The sequence below is a fragment of the Parafrankia sp. EUN1f genome (assembly GCF_000177675.1).
Classification (GTDB): domain Bacteria; phylum Actinomycetota; class Actinomycetes; order Frankiales; family Frankiaceae; genus Parafrankia.
Genome location: NZ_ADGX01000046.1, coordinates 43717 through 61506, shown reverse-complemented (window position 1 = coordinate 61506; position 17790 = coordinate 43717). Strand labels below are relative to the sequence as shown.

Sequence of the window (17790 nt, the reverse complement as noted above, 5' to 3'; positions counted from 1 at the left end):
CGCCTGGATCGCGGCGAACCCGGCGCCGGTCAAGCCGTGGGACGTCAAGGGCTTCACGCTGCCCGGCGGTGACGTGCGCAGCCCGCAGGTCGCGACGACGCTTCAGACGCTGGCCTCCCTGCTGCGCAAGCAGTCGCGGGGAGCGCCGGCCCCGGCGCCGCGGGCGGCGCTGGCGGCGGCGGTCGAGGGCGCATACGTCGACTTCGACACCTCGTCCCTCGTCGAGACGCGCTACCTGGTCCACCTCACCACCGGTCAGATCGCCAAGAACATGATCAAGGCGTTCTTCTTCGACCTGCAGCACATCAACTCCGGGGGCAGCCGGCCCGCGGGCCACCCGAAGTACACGACCCGCAAGGTCGGCGTCGTCGGCGCCGGCATGATGGGCGCCGGCATCGCGTACGTGAGCGCCAAGGCCGGCATCGAGGTCGTCCTCAAGGACGTCACCGTGGACGCGGCCGAGAAGGGCAAGGACTACGCCCGCGGCCTGGAGGCCAAGGCGCTCGCCCGCGGGCGGACCAGCCAGGAGAAGTCGGACGCGCTGCTGGCGCGGATCACGACCACCGACAGCCCGGCCGACTTCGCCGGCGTCGACCTCGTCATCGAGGCGGTCTTCGAGTCGATGCCGCTCAAGCAGGAGGTGTTCCGCGAGATCCAGGAGATCGTGGAGCCCGACGCGGTCCTCGGCTCGAACACCTCCACCCTGCCGATCACCCTCATCGCCGGCGGGGTCAAGCGCGAGAACGCGTTCATCGGCATCCACTTCTTCAGCCCCGTCGACAAGATGCCGCTCGTCGAGATCGTCCGCGGTGAGCAGACCAGCGACGAGACGCTCGCCCGGGTCTTCGACTACGTGCGGCAGATCCGCAAGACGCCCATCGTCGTCAACGACTCGCGCGGCTTCTTCACCTCCCGGGTGATCGGCAAGTTCATCGCCGAGGCCATCGCCGCCGTCGGTGAGGGTGTCGACCCGGCGAGCGTCGAGCAGGCGGCCACCCAGGCCGGCTACCCGGTCGGCGCGCTGCAGCTGCAGGACGAGCTGACCCTCACCCTCACCCAGAAGATCCGCATCGAGACCCGCGAGGCGGAGGAGGCCGCCGGCCGGGTCTGGGACCTGCACCCGTCCGAGCCGGTCATCGACTGGATGGTCGAGCAGGGGCGTGCCGGGCGCCGCCAGGGCTCCGGCTGGTACGACTACGACGACTCCGGCCGGCGCCTGGGCATCTGGGCCGGCGTGCGCCAGCAGTTCGGCTCCGGCCGGACCGTCCTGCCGTTGAAGGACCTGCAGGAGCGGATGCTGTTCGCCGAGGCGCTCGACACGATCGACTGCCTCGACAACGGCGTGCTCACCAGCGTCCCCGACGCCAACATCGGCTCCCTCTACGGCATCGGGTTCCCCGCCTGGACCGGCGGTGTGCTGCAGTACGTCAACCAGTACGACGGCGGGCTGGCCGGCTTCGTCGCCCGTGCCCGCGAGCTCGCCGCCGCCTACGGCGACCGTTTCCTGCCGCCGGCGTCGCTGGTCGAGCGGGCCGAGCGCGGGGACGAGTACCGGTGACCGCGGTGCCCGCCCCGGTGACGGCGATGCCGCTGCCGGTGCCCGGGACGCCGGAGTCGGTCGCCCCGACGCCCCGGCTGCGCACCCGCATCACGGAGCTGCTCTGCATCGAGCATCCCGTGGTGCAGGGCGGGATGATGTGGGTCGGCCGGGCCGAGCTCGCCGCGGCGGTGTCCGAGGCCGGTGGCCTCGGCATCGTCACTGCGCTCACCCAGCCGACGCCGGCCGATCTCGCCGCCGAGATCGCGCGGACCCGCAGGCTGACCGACAAGCCGTTCGGCGTCAACCTGACGATCCTCCCGTCGATCAACCCGCCGCCCTACGACGAGTACCGGCGCGCGATCGTCGACTCCGGCGTCACGATCGTCGAGACGGCGGGGTCCAGCCCCGAGCCGCACATGGACTTCTTCCACGAGCACGGCGTCCGGGTGATCCACAAGTGCACCAGCGTGCGGCACGCGGTGAAGGCCGAGCGGGTCGGTGTCGCCGCGGTGTCGATCGACGGCTTCGAATGCGCCGGCCACCCGGGCGAGGACGACATCCCCGGCCTCGTCCTGGTGCCGGCCGCCGCCGACGCGCTGACCATCCCGTTCCTCGCCTCCGGCGGATTCGCCGACGGGCGGGGGCTCGCCGCCGCGCTGGCCCTCGGCGCCGACGGCATCAACATGGGCACCAGGTTCATGTGCAGCGAGGAGTCGCCCATCGCCGAGGTGGTCAAGCGCCGCATCGTCGAGGCGACCGAGCTCGACACCGAGCTGATCTTCCGCTCGCTGCGCAACACCGCGCGGGTCGCCCGCAACTCGGTGAGCGTCGAGGTCGCGCGGATCCTCGCCGACGGCGGGACGTTCCCGGACGTCCAGGGGCTCGTCGCGGGCTCCCGTGGCCGCCGGGTGTTCGACGACGGGGACCTGGAGGCCGGCATCTGGACCGCCGGCCTCGTCCAGGGCCTCATCCACGACGTGCCGCCGGCGGGGGAGATCGTCACCCGCATCGTCCGTGAGGCGTACGAGGTCCTCCACGCGAACCTGGCGATGTTCCGCGCCTAGACCGGCCCGTCACCGGCCACCCGCGAACCGCGGGGCTCCGCGGGGATCCGCCACCCGCGGAGCCCCGCACCCTCGCGCGGACGGGCGCTCATCCAGCACAGAAGGGAACCTGCCGATGCGAGCGGCGGTGCTTCGCGAAGCGGGCCGGCTGGCGATCGAGGTGCTCGACGTCCCCGAGCCCGGGCCGGGCGAGATCCGGGTCCAGGTCCGGGCCACCGGGGTCTGCCACACCGACCTCACGGTCGTCGAGGGGAAGATGCCCGTCCCGCGGCCGGTCGTGCTCGGCCACGAGGGCGCGGGGGTGGTCGACGCCGTCGGCGCGGGCGTCGCCGACCTCAGCGTCGGTGACCATGTCGTCCTGACGATCACGCCCGGGTGCGGGGTGTGCCGGCAGTGCCAGCTAGGCGCGCTCGGCCTGTGCGAGGTCGCCGCCCCGCACATGATCGACGGCCGGTTGTCGTACGGCCAGCAACGGCTCACCAAGGGCGCCGAGCGGATCAACCACTTCGCGCTGCAGTCGTCGTTCGCGGAGTACGCGGTCGTCGACCGCCGGGCCGCGGTGAAGGTGCCCGACGACGTGCCGTTCGACATCGCCTGCCTCACCGCCTGCGGCGTCTCCACCGGCTTCGGCGCGGCGGTGGTGCGGGCCGGCGTCGAAGCCGGCGAGACGGTGCTGGTCATCGGCGCCGGCGGGGTCGGCCTGGCCGCCGTGCTCGGCGCGGTCACCGCCGGCGCGGCCCGGGTGATCGTGGCCGACCGCAGCGCGGCGGCCTGCCAGCTCGCCGAGGACCTCGGCGCCACGGACAGCATCGTGGTGGACGAGGACACCAACCTCGTCTCCCGGGTCCGCGCGCTGACCCGCGGCACCGGTGGCGGTGGGCTCGGTGGCGGTGGCGGTGGCGTCGACGTCGCGATCGACGCCGTGGGCACCGGGGGCACCGCCGCCGCGGCGTTCAACGCGCTGCGCCGGGGCGGGCGTGCGGTGGTCGTCGGCGTCGCGGACCCCCGGGCGACGGTGTCCGTCCCGCTGTACCACCTGATCGACCAGCGGGTACTCACCGGAAGCACGAACGGAAGCATCCGCCCGCAGGTCGACATCCCGCGGATCCTCGACCTCTACCGGGCCGGCCGGCTGCCCCTCGACCGCCTCGTCACCCGCCGCTACCCCCTGGAGGACATCGGCCAGGCGATGGCCGAGCTCGGCGTCAAACCCGGCCGCGCCGTCATCACCTTCTGAGCGGCCCACGATGCTCCCGCCGTCGAGCACCCCGGGCCCGGTGCGGCTATGGCTTGCCGGTGAGGAGTTGCGCGTTGCGGTGGACGTCGCGGGGGGAGCAGCGGCGGTTGAGCCGGGTCTGTAGAAGCGACCGGGCGAGGTCGGGCCGGTTGGCCTGGATGGCGCAGTAGATCGTGGTGTCCTCGATGATCTCGCGCTGGGCCGCGCTGCCCCCGAGCCCCGCGACGCCGGGCAGGGCGATCAGCGCGTCGGTGGCCCGGTCGGGATCACCGTGGACGAGGTGCATCAGCGCATCGGCCAGCGGTGCGACGGTGTCGGTGAATACCGCGTTGGTCCGGGCGGCCGCCGAGCGGCGCAGTTGCGCCAGCCGGTGGCAGTCGCCCGCGGCGGCGAGGGCGACCGCCGCGTGCAGCCCGACGAAGGGGGTCGGTGGATCGACAAGCAGCGCGCCGGGAACAGTCTCCAGTACCGGCCCGACCTCGACCGACGTCCAGGCACCCGCCGCGAAGCCCCGCCACAGCAGCGACGCGGAGTCGATCAGTGCCCGGACGCCGGAGACGGCCGGCGGCGAGAGCTGCGTCGCGAAGCGTGCCCGGGCCGCGATGTCGTCACCGAGCGCGAGTTCGTGCAGGGCCGCGTGCCAGGCGAAGTGCGCGCGGTGCGACGAATCCGACCCGCAGGTCGAGATCCAGCCGTCCAGCCAGGCCAGCCCGGCCTCGTGGTCGCCGGTCTCGTAGTGGATGTGGGTCTTCGCGTGGACGGCGTGACCGGAGGTCGGTTCGACGGCCAGCGCCATTGCGGCGAGTTCGGCCGCGTCGTCCCAGTTCTCCTGCTCCTGGCGGGTGAAGGCGAGTAGCCCCCGATACCACCAGTCGTCGCGGTAGACGGGCGCCAGCCCTTCGACCAGGGCCCAGGCTTCGGCCGGGATCTCCGTCGCGCCGCTGAACGCGATTGTCGGCACGGCGATGCTGACGGCCAGGGCGTCTTCCGGGTAGGCGTGGATGTAGCTCAGCAGCGCCGCGGCCGAAGCGGACCCCGGTTCGCGGATGCGGGCGGCGACGACGTCGATGAAGCGCCGCTCACGCTCGTCGGCCCGGGGGGCGTGGCGTTGCGCGTTCCGCAGCGCCGTCTCCACGTCGACGTTGGCGCCCCACTCGGCACCGAGCAGCGCCAGCACCGCCTGCCCGAGGGCGAACCGGGGGTCGGCCTCGACCGCCTCGGCGACCAGCGTCTCGGCTCCGGAGCGCACTCGCAGGATCCGCCCGAGCCCGGCGACATAGCGGTCGGCCGCCTCCGGGCTGGCGGTGAGGGGCAGGCCGTAGGGGTCGAGTACCCGCAGGGGGACCCGGGGCCCGGGCAGGGCGGCTATGACGGCGCGAGCGAGTACAGCGGCCTGGCCGCGGATCTCGGGAATCGCCGTGCTCTCCCACAGCTCTCCCCGCCGCAGCGGCCCGATGGCCCAGATCGCCGGCCGGGGTCCGTCGGCCGCGACCACCCGCCCGGACGCCTCGGTGGCGAAGCCCAGGTCGAGGCCGTCCGGGGTTGCCAGGCCGGCGGCGAGCAGGTTCATGACCAGGGGATCATGGCTGGTTCGCACGCCGGCGCCCGCACCGGTGCAGTTGACCACGGCCGCGGCGAGTACCCGGGAACCGTCGCTGAGCGAGACCTCGACTCCAGCGGCGGTGTCCTGCGCGTCGATGACCTGCGCGGCGTGCACGACCAGCGAGCCTTCGGCGCGACGTTGCTCCAGCCAGGCGTGGATGGCGGGGGCGACGCGATGCCGGACCTGGTCCCAGCGGCGCATCGTCGTGGCGACGAATCGAGACCGGGCGGTGGCGTCCAGGCGTGACCACAGCTCGGCGGTCACCGGGCGCATCGAATCCACGGCCTGCCGCCAGTCGCCACCGGCCGCGCGGATGTGATCGAAGACGAGGCGCCGGGCCTGTGCGAGGCTCACCGGCCCGTCGGGCAGCTCCGGGGCGGGGAACGGCGGAGCCGGGTCCAGCGCGTGGGGCAGCGGAAGCAGCCCGTGCCGTGAGGTCACGTGCACGCGGACGCCGGACCGGCTCCAGCGCTGGGCCATGTCGGCCATGGTGAGGCCCGCCCCGACGAGCAGGACGTCACTGCCGGCCGGGACACGGGGCTGGGAGTCCGCCCGCCAGGGATCAGCGACGAACCGCGGCGACTGGGCCAGCGCCGCCGGAGCCCACAACGTCGAGGGCGCGCCGTGCCCGAGCGCGAGGACGACTGCGTCGACCGGATGGCTGGTCCCGTCGTCGAGTGTCAGCCGCAGCCGGCGGCCGTGCCGGCGGACGTCCGTCGCGCGGGCCCGGACCTGCTCGCAGCGCACCCCGGTCGCGGCGCGCAGTGTTTCCTCCAGCGTATGGCGGAGGTAGTCGGCGTAGAACTGGCGGGGCGCGAAGTCGCCGGGAGGAAAGTCGACCGCGACGTGCCGACGGAGCCAGCGCAGGAAGTGCTGCGGGTCATCGTCGAAGGCGCTCATTTTCGCGGCCGGGACGTTGAGCCGGTGCCGCGGATCCCGGGTCACATAGGCCAGGCCCTCACCGAGATCGTCCGGCTCGACGAGCAGTACCGTGAGTTTTTTGCCGGTAACCGCAACGGCTCTTGCCAACTGGATGGTCGTGAGGCAACCGCTCGCCCCGCCACCCACCACCGCGACGACCACCGGCGCGCTCATCGGGACCGTCGACAGCACGCGTTCGAACAGCTGGACATGGAGATCCCCTTTCCCGCCCAATCCGATCAGTACCAGATTAGGCCGGGATGGTGGCAGGTCGTGGTCCGGATCGGTGAAATGCCGGCGGCCCCGACGCCGGGTTCGATCTACTTGGTTGTGGCCGCCTGACCGGCCGGCACATCCGCCGCCCGTGACCGCGTCGAGGACGCCGGGTTCAGCCGCCCGGCGAGGCGCCGGCGTCGTCCGGGCGCCCGGAGCCGGCCGCCGCGGCGCCGTCGCGGGCGGCCGCTTCGCGGTGCGCGGGCGTGGTTCTGTCCGCGGCGGGCGGCTGCCCGGGAACCTTCCGGCCGGCGGAGGGGCCGGCTGCCGGCGGCATCGCGTCGCCGACCCGGAGGGGTCGGGCGGCCAGCACGATCAGGAAGATGGCGGCGACCAGGAAGCGCCGACGAGGAACGCCCGGGCCACGCCGTGGGCGAGCACGTAGCGGGCCGCGTCGGCCGCGGAGGATCCCGCGGGCACGTCTGCCCGGGCATGCCGGCTGGCCGTCCCGAACACCGTGACGAGTACCGCCACGCCCAGCGCCCCGCCGACCTGCTGGACGGTGACCATCATGCTGGCCGCCGCGCCGGACAGCTGCGGCGGCACCCCGGCGACGAGGCTCACGCTCAACGGCACGAACAGCAGCCCGAGCCCGAAGCCGAACATCAGCAGCGGGCCGAGCGTGATCGAAACATAGCTGGAGTCCGTCGAGACCTGTGACAGCCAGGCCATGCCGCCGGTGCCGAGCGCGGCGCCGACGAGCATCAGCGGCTTCGGGCCGAACCTCGGAAGCAGCCGATCACGTGGTCGAGCCGTGCATCGGGATCATCCTGACGGTGCTGCGCCAGGCGGCCGAGCGCGGTGAGGTGCCGCCGGCGGCGGCGAGCGAACTGGTGGCGGCCAGCGGCCCGGCCATGCTGGTGCAGTACTCGCTGGTCCGTGAGCCGATGGTGCCGGACGAGTTCGTCGCCGCGGTGGCCGACCAGATCGTCGTCCCCCTCGCCACGGCCACCCGCACCGGGCCGGCACCGGCCTAGTGCTGCAGACGCGTCCGCAAGGGCGCTCGGTTCGTGTCCGCCGCCTGCCGATGACGTTCACCGCTGACCCGCGGCGCCGGCGCTGTCAGGCTCTGCGAGGATGAGCCGTGTCCTGGCGTCGGTCCTCCCGCGTGGCGGCTTGCATCGGCGTGATCGTCTCCGTGTTCACGCTGGCCGGCTGTGCGCTGGGCGGTGCCTCACCGGCCCCCACACCGCGGACCCGCCCGCCGGCGCCACCCCTGGCAGCGCTCCCGGCGCAACCGTGGCTCCGGCCGGTTTCGATGTCCGGGCGGAGAACAGCCAACCCGGCGCCGATTGCGGGCTGATCCAGCTGGGCCCGCAGCACGCCGTAGAAGGCTGGGCCGACCGCGTCAGCATCACGCCGGGTGAACCAGTGCGGCTGTTCGCCTCGACGACGGCGCCCTCGCTGACGATCTCGGTGTTCCGTATCGGATGGTATGGCGGGCGGACCTGTCGGCTGATCACGACGACCGACCCGATCCCCGGTATCCGGCAGGCCGATCCGACCCATACCGCGGGGGTGAACACGATCTCCGCGGCAGCCTGGCAGCCCACCGCGACCTTCAGTACCGGTTCCTGGCCGCCCGGGAACTACCTGTTCCGCCTGGACGCCGCGGACGGCAACCACCGATACGTGCCGCTGACCGTGCGCGGGCCGGGCGCGGCCGGTCGGGTCGTCATCCTCAACGCGGTCACCACCTGGCAGGCCTACAACGCCTGGGGGGGCTACAGCCTGTACCACGGGCCGCGCGGCTTCGCCGACCGGGCTCGGGTGGTGTCGTTCGACCGGCCCTATGACTACGGCGACGGCGCGGCCGACTTCACCGGCAACGAGATGCCGCTGGTCGCCCTCGCCGAACGGCTGAACGTGCCGGTGGACTATGCGACCGACGTCGACCTGCACAGCGATCCACATCTGCTCGACGGCGCCCGCGCGGTGATCTCCCTGGGTCACGACGAGTACTACTCGCCGGCCATGCGTGCCGCGCTGACCACGGCCCGCGACCACGGGACCAATCTGGCCTTCCTCGGCGCGAACGCGGTGTACCGGCGGATCCGGCTCGACCCGTCGCCGGTCGGCCCCGACCGGCTGGAGACCGCGTACAAGGTGGCTCAGGAGGATCCGGTCTACGGCCATGACGACGCGCAGATCACCGCCAACTGGCCGTCGCCGCCGCACGCCGATCCGGAGAGCTCGCTGACCGGCGGGATGTACCAGCGCAACCCCGTCCATGGCGACATGGTCATCACGCGGCCGCAGTCGTGGCTGCTGGCCGGGACGGGCCTGACGGCCGGAGCCCGGCTGCCGGGTCTGATCGGTTCCGAATACGACCGGGTCAACCTCGCCTATCCCACCCCGCGGCCGATCGAGGTGATCGCCCACTCCCCGATCACCTGCCGCGGCGCGCAGGACAGCTCCGACGTCTCCTACTACACCGCCGCATCCGGGGCCGGTGTGTTCGACAGCGGAACCAGCGCCTGGGTGTGCGCCCTGGCCGACGTCTGCGGGCCGGGCGCACACGGGCCGGCCATCCAGGTCCCGATCACCCAGATCACCACGAACCTGCTGACCGCCTTCGCCGCCGGCCCGGCCGGCCGCGCCCACCCGGCCACGGACGCGATACCCGCCGACGACCGCGCGGCCACCGCCCCGGGCGAGGCGAACTGAGCGCGGTGACCGGAAGTCCGCGGACCGGGTGGCGGAAGACGCCGTCGTGTACGTGGCAGGCCGGCCACCGCTGCCCGGCAGCGCGGACGACCGGCTCACGGGGCCCTGACCGCGGGCTCGCCGGCTCCCGGACCGGCGCCGGCGAAACGCCCGAAGCGCTCCACCGACCCCGGCGACGCGCTACCGGGATGCCTGATCATCACGGGGAGGACGAGCCGTACCAGCCGCCGGCGTCACCGACGACGGCCCCCGGGCTTGCCCCTGCGCAGGCTTGTCGGCGCCGGGCTCGTCGCAGGGGCCAGGCTTGTCGCGCCACTCGCCAGCGGCGTCGCGGGCCGCCTGATCGGTGAGTTCCCGAGGGGTACGCGCGCCGGGGCCCGCCTCGTCGGGCGAGGAACGCGCCTCGCCCGCCAGGAGCCGGTTGACCTGGCCCGCCCACCGCCGTGCGCGCTGCTCGGCCGCACGGCGGTCACCCTTGTCAGCTTTCGCTTCGTCGTCCGCTGCCATTTCGTCCCTGCTCGTTACCGCTCCATCAGCTTCCTGCTGATGTACTCGTCGAGGAATTTCGCGCGCTTTGCCGAGATCCGCTCGCTGGACTGTTTCGTCGTGACCGCCTCCTGCAGCCTCGGTGTGCCGGCGTCGAGATTCGACTGGCGTTGGATCTCGGCGAACTCGCGCCGGGTGTTCGCGTCGATCGCCTCGCGTATGCTCCGGCCGTCCCGGGTGAACTTCCCAAGATCTCGGAGCTCCAGCTGCGAGCCGAAGAACGTGTGCTGGTACCAGTGGTCGTCATCCGGGTTGTGCCAGCTCAGATAGCCGCCCTCGCGCACCTGGCGCGGCTCGGTGATCGCGCCGGTGAAGCTGTACTGGACGCCGCTGGCCGCCACGGGGTCAAAGTATCTCGGCGTGTAGAAGTCCGACACCACGATGTCGTTCACGGTGTAGGACCACCGAATGTCCTCGGATGGATCGGCGATCTCGACCAGGAACTGCACCCGGCCCTGGCTGACCACCGGGGCCTGCCCCGCGACAAGGCGGTTCCCGAAGGGGTCCGCGAGCATCTCCAGCACCTCGTGGCTCGCGGTCAGCGACCAACTGCTGCCGACCTCGACCAGCGCGAATGGCTGGCCGTCGTCGTCAAGGTGAACGCCGGCGGCCCCGCGCACGTCCTCCACCAGCAGCACCGGCCAATAGCCCAGCGGGACGTCCGAGAGCTTGGCGAAGGAGTCGACGGTTGCCGAAACACCCCAGATCGGGGAGAAATCGCGCGTGACCTGCTTCTGCAGCGCCGCCGCGACCTCCATCACCTGGTGATGCTTCAGGTTGTCGAACTCGATGTTCTCCCCGCCCTCGCCGTCAGGGTCGTACGGCACAAGCGCAATCTCACGTACCAGCATGAAACCTCCCGAAAAGACTGACTTGACCGATGCTCTGGCCGGGTCGTCCCAGGCCCCGCGCACCAGGCACCACGGCGGCACGCCCAACATCACGGCAGCACGCCGGACATCGCGGCGCTGGAAGCATTCCGCAGCGGAGAGCCTGTGCCCTCGCCGTCTCCGCCGTATCTCTTCGCTGCCCGCCCCGGTGCCGATAAATCGCGGGCCCGGACCAGTCCGACAGAAGCCGCCGAGATCGGAATCTCTATGATCCTGGGGGGTAGCGCCGAGAAGCCACCACCGCGAACGGAGTGAGCCATGAGCCGTCACGTCCAGGTCACGTTTGACGCGCACGATCCGCGGGCGCTGTCGTGCTTCTGGCGTGAGGTGCTGGGCTACGTCCACCCGGCCCCGCCGGGGGTTGACCTGCCGGCAGGCGCGGACCCGCTGGCCGCGTGGGACGAGTTCCTCGCGAGGATCGGTGTACCGCCGGAGCAGCGCAACTCCCGGTCGGCCATCGAGGACCCGGCCGGGCACGGCCCGCGGCTGTTCTTCCAGCAGGTGCCGGAGGACAAGGTCGCCAAGAACCGTGTGCACCTCGACGTCCGTGCCGCTCCCGGGCTGTCGGGCGAGGAGCGGATGGCGGCGCTGGAGGCCGAGGGTGATCGGCTGGTCGTGCTGGGTGCGACGCGGGTGCGTCGCCACGAGCCGGCACCTCCGATGGAGAACGGCTTCATCGTGATGGCGGATCCCGAAGGCAACGAGTTCTGCCTGGACTGACAGGGGTTCGGAGGGGCGCGCCCGAACGCGGTGCGCGCTTCCACTGGACGAGCCGGCACTTCGCTTCTAATCTTCACTAATCAGATGAACAAAGTGGCGTTTCATGCCTTGTCACCCGTGGTGATCGAAGGGGCGGTGGCCCGTTGTCCTCACCTGGAGCTGTTCCACTTTCCGTGCTGGATCTTGCGCCTGTCACCGCCGGCTCGTCGCCGGCCGACGCGCTACGCAACACGATCGACCTGGCCCGCAGGGTCGAGACCTTCGGCTACAGCCGGTACTGGCTCGCCGAGCACCATCTGACCCCGGGGGTCGCCTCCGCCGCGCCGGCGGTGCTGATCGGGCTGGTGGCCTCGGCGACGGAACGGATCAGGGTCGGCTCGGGAGCGGTGCAGACCGGTCACCACACCGCGGTCGTCATCGCCGAGGAGTTCGGCACCCTCGCCCACCTGCATCCCGGCCGGATCGACCTCGGCCTCGGCCGGTCCAGCGTCGGGCGACTGCTCGAGCGGGCCGGTCAGGCCCCCGCACCCGCCCCACCGGCCGTACCCGTCGCAGCCGCCGCACCGGCACCGGCACCGGAACCGGCACGGGCGTCGTCGTCGCCGGCGGCGTCCTCGCGGGTGGTCGGCGGCCTGCTGGTCCCGGCGCAGCCGGCGCTCAGCTTCGACCTGCAGCGGCTCGGCCGGCTGCTTCGGCTCGTCGGCTTCCGGGACGATCCCGACGACGACTACGCCGGGCTCGTCCGCGACATCCAGGCACTGTTCGCCGGAACACTGCGGGCCGAGGACGGCACCGAACTGTCCGCGCCCGCCGCGCAGGGGGCGGACGCCCAGATCTGGATCCTGGCGTCGACCGCGGGCGAGAGCGCCCGGACGGCGGGGGAGCTCGGCCTGCCGCTGGCGGCGAACTACCACATCACCCCGGCGGGGGTGCTCGACACGATCGACGCGTACCGGGCGTCGTTCCGCCCAGGCGTGCTCACGCGGCCCCGGGTGATGGTCTCCGCGGATGTCGTCGTGGGCCCCGACGACGAGAGCGCACGGCACCTCGCCAGCGGCTACGCGCCGTGGGTGGCGAGCATCCGGGCGGGCGGGGGCGCGATCCCCTACCCGAGCCCACCGGAGGCGGCGCAGGCCGCGGCGGCCCTGAGCGACGAGCAGCGTGCGCTGATCGCGGACCGCCTCGACACCCAGTTCGTCGGCTCGCCGCAGACCGTGGTGCGCGGCCTGCAGGTGCTGCGGGATGTCACCGGAGCCGACGAGCTCCTCATCACCACCATCACCCACTCCCACGCCGACCGGGTGCGCTCCTACCAACTGCTCGCCGACGCCTGGAACAACCAGTGACCGCGCCTGGGACGACGCCGCAGCCGGTGCCGCAGCCGCTGCCGCAGTCGGCGGCACAGCCGGCGGAACAGCGTGAGTCGGTACCCGGCGGCCGCGGGCTGGGCCTGGCCGTGGCACTGGACGGCTGTGGGTGGCATCCCGCCGCATGGCGTGAGGCGGAGGCCCGGCCGGGGGAGCTGTTCTCCGGCCGTTACTGGACGGAGCTCGTCGGGGAGGCCGAGCACGGCCGGCTCGACTTCGTGACGATCGAGGACACCCTCGCGCTGCAGTCGTCCCGGTTCGACGGGCCCGACGAGCGTGTCGACGAGGTGCGGGGCCGGCTCGACGCGGTTCTCATCGCGGCGCGGGTGGCCCCGCGCACCCGCGGGATCGGCATCGTGCCGACGGCGGTGGTCACGCACACCGAGCCGTTCCACCTCTCGAAGGCCATCGCCACGCTCGACCATGTCAGCTCCGGGCGGGCCGGGGTTCGGGTGCGGGTCGCCGGGTCGCCGGCCGACGCCGCCCACTTCGGCCGGCGCGACGTCCCCGTCCCGCCGGCCTCCCCGGGGGCGCTGCCGGCGGAGTTCGTCGCGGACCTGTTCGACGAGGCCGGCGACTACGTGGAGGTGGTGCGCCGGCTGTGGGACAGCTGGGAGGACGACGCGGAGATCCGTGACGTGGCCACCGGCCGCTTCATCGACCGGGAGAAGCTGCACTACATCGACTTCGCCGGCCGCTGGTTCAGCGTGCGCGGCCCGTCGATCGTCCCGCGCCCGCCGCAGGGGCAGCCGCTGGTCACCGCGCTGGCGCATGCCGACCTGCCGTACCGGTTCGCCGCCCGGTCGGCCGACCTCGTCCACGTGACCCCGTCCGACGCGGCGGACGCCGCCCGGATCGTCGCCGAGGTGCGGGCCGCCTGGCAGGCCGCCGGGCGCCCGGCGGCCGATGCCAGGGTGTTCGCCGATCTCGTGGTGTTCCTCGACGACGACCCCGGCCGGGCCGTGGCGCGCCGGGAACGCCTCGACGAGCGCTCCGGCCGGCGGCGCCCCTACCGTTCGGACGCGCGGATCTTCGTCGGCACGCCGGCGGGCCTGGCCGACCTCATCGAGCAGTGGAGCGGCCTCGGCATCGACGGTTTCCAGCTGCGCCCGGCGGTGCTGCCCACCGACCTCGTAGCGATCACCCGTGGGCTGGCACCGGAGCTGCGCCGCCGCGGCCTGTTCCGGGCCGAGTACAGCGCCGACACGCTGCGCGGGACGCTGGGCCTGGGCCTGCCGGCCAACCGCTACGCGGTCGCGGCCACGTGAGCGGCCAGCCGAGCGGTCAGGTGCGCGGCAAGGCCAGGCAGGTCCATCTCGCGGCGCACTTCCCGGGGGTCAACAACACCACCGTCTGGTCCGATCCCAGGTCGGGCAGTCATATCGACTTCGCGTCGTTCGTCCACTTCGCGCGTACCGCGGAGCGTGCCCGGTTCGACTTCCTCTTCCTGGCCGAGGGCCTGCGGCTGCGCGAGCAGCGGGGGCGGATCCACGACCTCGACGTGGTCGGGCGCCCCGACACCTTCACCGTGCTGGCCGCCCTGGCCGCGGTGACCGACCGGCTGGGGCTGGCCGGCACGATCAACTCGACGTTCAACGAGCCGTTCGAGGTGGCCCGCCAGTTCGCGAGCCTCGACCATCTCTCGGACGGCCGCGCCGCGTGGAACGTCGTCACCTCCTGGGACGCGTTCACCGGGGAGAACTTCCGCCGCGGCGGGTTCCTGCCCCAGGAGCAGCGCTACGAGCGTGCCGAACAGTTCCTGCGGACGGCCCTGGAGCTGTTCGACTCCTGGGCGCCCGGCGACATCCTGGCGGACAAGGAGTCGGGTGTCTTCCTGCGCGACGCCGCCGCGGGCTCGTTCAAGCACACCGACAGCCATTTCGACATCCGCGGGCGTTTCACCGTGCCCCGCTCGCCGCAGGGCCGGCCGGTGATCTTCCAGGCGGGTGACTCGGACGCGGGCCGGGAGTTCGCCGCCTCGTCCGCGGACGCCATCTTCAGCCGGCACGGCGAGTTCCACGCCGGGCGGGCGTTCTATGCGGACGTCAAACGCCGCCTCGCCCGGTACGGCCGGGCGCCGCAGGACCTGCTCGTGCTGCCGGCGGCGACGTTCGTCCTCGGGGACACCGACGCGCAGGCCCGGGAACGGGCGGCGGAGGTCCGCCGCCAGCAGGTCAGCGGCGCCACCGCCATCCTGCTGCTCGAGCAGCTGTGGAACCGGGACCTGAGCGGCCACGACCCGGACGGGCCGCTGCCCACCGAGGACCCGCTGCCCGGTGAGCACACGATCGCCCAGGGGCGGGCCAGCGTGCGGATGTTCGACGACCGGCTGGCCACCGCCCGGCGGTGGCGGGAGCTGGCCGAGCAGCACAAGCTCACCACCCGGGAGGTCATCATCGAGGTGACCGCGCGGCAGACCTTCGTCGGCAGCCCGGCGACGGTCGCCGAGACGATCAACCACTTCGTGCAGGAGCAGGCGGCGGACGGGTTCATCCTCGCCCCGCACATCACCCCCGCCGGCCTGGACGAGTTCGCCGACACCGTCGTCCCCCTGTTGCAGGAGCGCGGCGTGTTCCGGGCCGACTACGAGGGCACCACTCTGCGCGAGCATCTGGGTGTCGGCGGTCGGCCGGTGCCTGCTCGGCGGTGAGCCGTCACCGCGGCCGGCGAGCTGGAAGGGATGCGCGGCGGCCGCGGTGACGCGGCGTGAAACCATCGCTTGCTCATCTCCCGGACCGCTGGCGCGCATGGAGGCCCGGATCGCGGTCCGGACGCTTTTCGAGAAGCGGCCAGGCCTGATGCTCGACCTCGACCCCCGGGAACTCGCCCGGCGGCCGGGAATTCTCCTCGGCGGTGTCGAGCGGCTCCCGGTGCGCTTCTCGCCGCCCTAGGGCAGGGCGGGCGCCCAGGTGGCGGGGGCACTTCGGTGCCGTCCTGCCGGCGCCCGGCCTGGATGGCGGAGTCAGGGCGGGGGGCCGCTCGCTGGTCGGACGCCGGCATCCGTGCCTTTCCCCACGGCCAGCCGCGCCGGAGGAGGTCGCGCCCCGGCGAGCGGATCCGACGTGCCACGCGAGCCCGTCGGTCCGATCGCGCACCGTGGTGGTCACCTCATTTTCGGGGACGCCGAGTCCCTCGCCGCGACTTGTACAGTTGCTGGCACTCAGCTAGGGAGAGTGCCAACGTGTGGCGCGGCGGGGCCTTCGGTCCGGGGCTCCTTCGTCTTTTGTCTTCAGGCACCCGCCGGCGCCCGGTACTCCTCCGTGCAGCTTCGCCCCAGGAGGATTCACCACGCATGTCGAAGATGATCGCGTTTGACGAGGCAGCGCGGCGCGGCCTGGAGCGCGGCATGAACCAGCTGGCCGACGCCGTGAAGGTCACGCTCGGCCCCAAGGGACGCAACGTCGTCCTGGACAACAAGTTCGGTGTCCCGACGGTCACCAACGACGGGGTGAGCATCGCCCGGGAGATCGAGCTCGAGGACCCGTACGAGAAGATCGGCGCGGAACTCGTCAAGGAGGTGGCGAAGAAGACCAACGACGTCGCGGGTGACGGCACCACCACCGCGACGATCCTGGCCCAGGCGCTGGTGCGCGAGGGCCTGCGCAACGTCGCGGCCGGCGCGAACCCGCTCGCGCTGAAGAAGGGCATCGAGGCCGCCGCCGAGTGCGTCGCCCAGGAGCTCGGGCGCATGGCGAAGGACGTCGAGACCAAGGAGCAGATCGCCTCCACCGCCTCCATCTCCGCCGGTGACCCGGCCATCGGCGCCATGATCGCCGAGGCGATGGACAAGGTCGGCAAGGAAGGCGTCATCACCGTCGAGGAGAGCAACACCTTCGGCCTGGAGCTCGAGCTCACCGAGGGCATGCGCTTCGACAAGGGCTACATCTCGCCGTACTTCGTCACGGACACCGACCGCATGGAGACCGTCCTCGACGACCCGTACATCCTGCTCACCAGCGCCCGGATCGCGGCGGTCAAGGAGCTGCTGCCGATCCTGGAGAAGGTCATGCAGGCCGGCAGGCCGCTGGTCATCATCGCCGACGACGTCGAGGGCGAGGCGCTGGCGACCCTGGTCGTGAACAAGATCCGCGGCACGTTCAAGAGCGTCGCGGTGAAGGCGCCGGGCTTCGCCGAGCGCCGCAAGGCCCAGGTGGCGGACATCGCGATCCTCACCGGCGGTCAGGTCGTCACCGAGGACCTCGGGCTGAAGCTGGAGAGCGCGACGCTGGACGTGTTGGGCCGGGCCCGCCGGGTCGTCGTCACCGCCGACGAGACCACCATCGTGGACGGAGCCGGCGACCCGGACCAGATCGCGGGGCGGGTCAACCAGATCCGCAGCGAGATCGAGCTGGCCGACCGCGACTTCGACCGGGAGAAGCTGCAGGAACGGCTCGCGAAGCTCGCCGGCGGTGTCGCGGTCATCAAGGTCGGCGCGGCCACCGAGGTCGAGCTCAAGGAGAAGAAGCACCGCATCGAGGACGCCGTCTCGAACGCGAAGGCCGCGGTCGAGGAGGGCATCGTCGCCGGTGGTGGCGTCGCTCTCCTGCAGGCGTCCACCAGCGCCTTCGAGAAGCTCGAGCTCGTCGGTGACGAGGCGACCGGCGCGGGCATCGTCCGGCTCGGGCTGGAGGCGCCGATCAAGCAGATCGCCTTCAACAGCGGCTTCGAGGGCGGCGTCGTGGTCGAGAAGGTGCGCAACCTCCCGACCGGCCACGGCCTGAACGCGGCCACCGGCGAGTACGTCGACATGGTCGCCGCCGGCATCATCGACCCGGTCAAGGTCACCCGCTCGGCGCTGCAGAACGCCGCGTCGATCACGGGCCTGTTCCTCACCGTCGAGGTCGTCGTGGCGATCACCCCGGAGGACGCGGCGGCCGACGCCGCCGCCGTCGACGCGGCCGCCATGGGCCAGATGGGCGGGATGGGCTTCTGAGCCCACGGCTGCCGGCAGCTGACATCACC

15 protein-coding genes are annotated in these 17790 nt (G+C 72.5%); 11 read left to right on the top strand and 4 right to left on the bottom strand.

Annotated elements, in window-relative coordinates:
• The 3 genes from FREUN1FDRAFT_RS15845 to FREUN1FDRAFT_RS15835 all read left to right on the top strand — a co-directional run.
• The coding region (locus tag FREUN1FDRAFT_RS15845) for a 3-hydroxyacyl-CoA dehydrogenase family protein (RefSeq protein WP_006541112.1) at positions 1-1558 on the top strand (1558 nt) is incomplete at its 5' end.
• A gap of 26 nt (positions 1559-1584) precedes the next feature.
• Entirely contained in the window at positions 1585-2604 is a 1020-nt protein-coding gene (locus tag FREUN1FDRAFT_RS15840) for a nitronate monooxygenase (protein ID WP_050795886.1), read from the top strand.
• A gap of 115 nt (positions 2605-2719) precedes the next feature.
• Positions 2720-3841 (top strand): alcohol dehydrogenase catalytic domain-containing protein, encoded by a 1122-nt coding sequence (locus tag FREUN1FDRAFT_RS15835; protein WP_006541110.1) that lies wholly within the window; start codon positions 2720-2722, stop codon positions 3839-3841.
• 46 nt (positions 3842-3887) lie between these two features.
• On the opposite strand, the gene FREUN1FDRAFT_RS15830 is transcribed toward FREUN1FDRAFT_RS15835, so the two are convergent.
• Both FREUN1FDRAFT_RS15830 and FREUN1FDRAFT_RS41525 read right to left on the bottom strand, forming a co-directional pair.
• Positions 3888-6539: an FAD/NAD(P)-binding protein gene (locus FREUN1FDRAFT_RS15830; RefSeq protein WP_035951784.1), complete on the bottom strand. Its 2652-nt coding sequence runs from the start codon at positions 6537-6539 to the stop codon at positions 3888-3890.
• A gap of 414 nt (positions 6540-6953) precedes the next feature.
• Entirely contained in the window at positions 6954-7343 is a 390-nt protein-coding gene (locus FREUN1FDRAFT_RS41525; protein WP_006541108.1) for a hypothetical protein, read from the bottom strand.
• Positions 7344-7381: 38 nt separating this feature from the next.
• On the opposite strand from FREUN1FDRAFT_RS41525, the gene FREUN1FDRAFT_RS15815 reads away from it, so the two are divergent.
• Positions 7382-7615, top strand: coding sequence for a TetR/AcrR family transcriptional regulator C-terminal ligand-binding domain-containing protein (locus FREUN1FDRAFT_RS15815; RefSeq protein ID WP_006541107.1), 234 nt, complete (start codon positions 7382-7384; stop codon positions 7613-7615).
• Positions 7616-8009: 394 nt separating this feature from the next.
• Positions 8010-9305 carry a N,N-dimethylformamidase beta subunit family domain-containing protein gene (locus FREUN1FDRAFT_RS15810; protein WP_232295215.1) on the top strand — a complete coding sequence of 432 codons (1296 nt, stop codon included), beginning with the start codon at positions 8010-8012 and terminating at the stop codon, positions 9303-9305.
• 180 nt (positions 9306-9485) lie between these two features.
• On the opposite strand, the gene FREUN1FDRAFT_RS43880 is transcribed toward FREUN1FDRAFT_RS15810, so the two are convergent.
• Both FREUN1FDRAFT_RS43880 and FREUN1FDRAFT_RS15805 read right to left on the bottom strand, forming a co-directional pair.
• A complete protein-coding gene (locus FREUN1FDRAFT_RS43880) occupies positions 9486-9812 on the bottom strand; it encodes a hypothetical protein (protein ID WP_006541105.1) in 327 nt (108 codons plus the stop codon).
• Positions 9813-9826: 14 nt separating this feature from the next.
• On the bottom strand, positions 9827-10702 hold the full coding sequence (locus tag FREUN1FDRAFT_RS15805) for a hypothetical protein (protein ID WP_006541104.1): 876 nt from the start codon (positions 10700-10702) through the stop codon (positions 9827-9829).
• Between the two features lie 297 nt (positions 10703-10999).
• Between FREUN1FDRAFT_RS15805 and FREUN1FDRAFT_RS15800 the strand changes: the two genes are divergently transcribed.
• From FREUN1FDRAFT_RS15800 to groL, 6 genes are all read left to right on the top strand, one after another.
• Complete coding sequence (locus tag FREUN1FDRAFT_RS15800; RefSeq protein WP_006541103.1) at positions 11000-11461, top strand: VOC family protein; 462 nt, start codon at positions 11000-11002, stop codon at positions 11459-11461.
• Between the two features lie 173 nt (positions 11462-11634).
• Positions 11635-12807 carry an LLM class flavin-dependent oxidoreductase gene (locus FREUN1FDRAFT_RS15795; RefSeq protein ID WP_006541102.1) on the top strand — a complete coding sequence of 391 codons (1173 nt, stop codon included), beginning with the start codon at positions 11635-11637 and terminating at the stop codon, positions 12805-12807.
• Between the two features lie 38 nt (positions 12808-12845).
• Positions 12846-14096 carry an LLM class flavin-dependent oxidoreductase gene (locus tag FREUN1FDRAFT_RS15790; protein WP_050795885.1) on the top strand — a complete coding sequence of 417 codons (1251 nt, stop codon included), beginning with the start codon at positions 12846-12848 and terminating at the stop codon, positions 14094-14096.
• Positions 14093-15478: an NtaA/DmoA family FMN-dependent monooxygenase gene (locus FREUN1FDRAFT_RS15785; RefSeq protein ID WP_006541100.1), complete on the top strand. Its 1386-nt coding sequence runs from the start codon at positions 14093-14095 to the stop codon at positions 15476-15478. Before FREUN1FDRAFT_RS15790 ends, FREUN1FDRAFT_RS15785 begins: the two co-directional genes overlap by 4 nt.
• Before the next feature lie 97 nt (positions 15479-15575).
• Positions 15576-15719: a hypothetical protein gene (locus tag FREUN1FDRAFT_RS43875; protein WP_006541099.1), complete on the top strand. Its 144-nt coding sequence runs from the start codon at positions 15576-15578 to the stop codon at positions 15717-15719.
• 401 nt (positions 15720-16120) lie between these two features.
• The gene (groL, locus tag FREUN1FDRAFT_RS15775) at positions 16121-17761 is read left to right on the top strand and encodes a chaperonin GroEL (RefSeq protein ID WP_006541098.1); all 1641 of its coding nucleotides are present in this window, start codon (positions 16121-16123) and stop codon (positions 17759-17761) included.
• Positions 17762-17790 lie beyond the last annotated feature (29 nt).

Excerpts from the sequence above, each read along its gene's own strand:
- FREUN1FDRAFT_RS15840 (WP_050795886.1), top strand. The coding sequence starts at position 1,585 with ATGCCGCTGCCGGTGCCCGGGACGCCGGAGTCGGTCGCCCCGACGCCC.
- FREUN1FDRAFT_RS15835 (WP_006541110.1), top strand. The coding sequence starts at position 2,720 with ATGCGAGCGGCGGTGCTTCGCGAAGCGGGCCGGCTGGCGATCGAGGTG.
- FREUN1FDRAFT_RS15830 (WP_035951784.1), bottom strand. The coding sequence starts at position 6,539 with ATGAGCGCGCCGGTGGTCGTCGCGGTGGTGGGTGGCGGGGCGAGCGGT.
- FREUN1FDRAFT_RS41525 (WP_006541108.1), bottom strand. The coding sequence starts at position 7,343 with ATGCTCGTCGGCGCCGCGCTCGGCACCGGCGGCATGGCCTGGCTGTCA.
- FREUN1FDRAFT_RS43880 (WP_006541105.1), bottom strand. The coding sequence starts at position 9,812 with ATGGCAGCGGACGACGAAGCGAAAGCTGACAAGGGTGACCGCCGTGCG.
- FREUN1FDRAFT_RS15805 (WP_006541104.1), bottom strand. The coding sequence starts at position 10,702 with ATGCTGGTACGTGAGATTGCGCTTGTGCCGTACGACCCTGACGGCGAG.
- FREUN1FDRAFT_RS15800 (WP_006541103.1), top strand. The coding sequence starts at position 11,000 with ATGAGCCGTCACGTCCAGGTCACGTTTGACGCGCACGATCCGCGGGCG.
- FREUN1FDRAFT_RS43875 (WP_006541099.1), top strand. The coding sequence starts at position 15,576 with ATGGAGGCCCGGATCGCGGTCCGGACGCTTTTCGAGAAGCGGCCAGGC.
- groL (WP_006541098.1), top strand. The coding sequence starts at position 16,121 with ATGTCGAAGATGATCGCGTTTGACGAGGCAGCGCGGCGCGGCCTGGAG.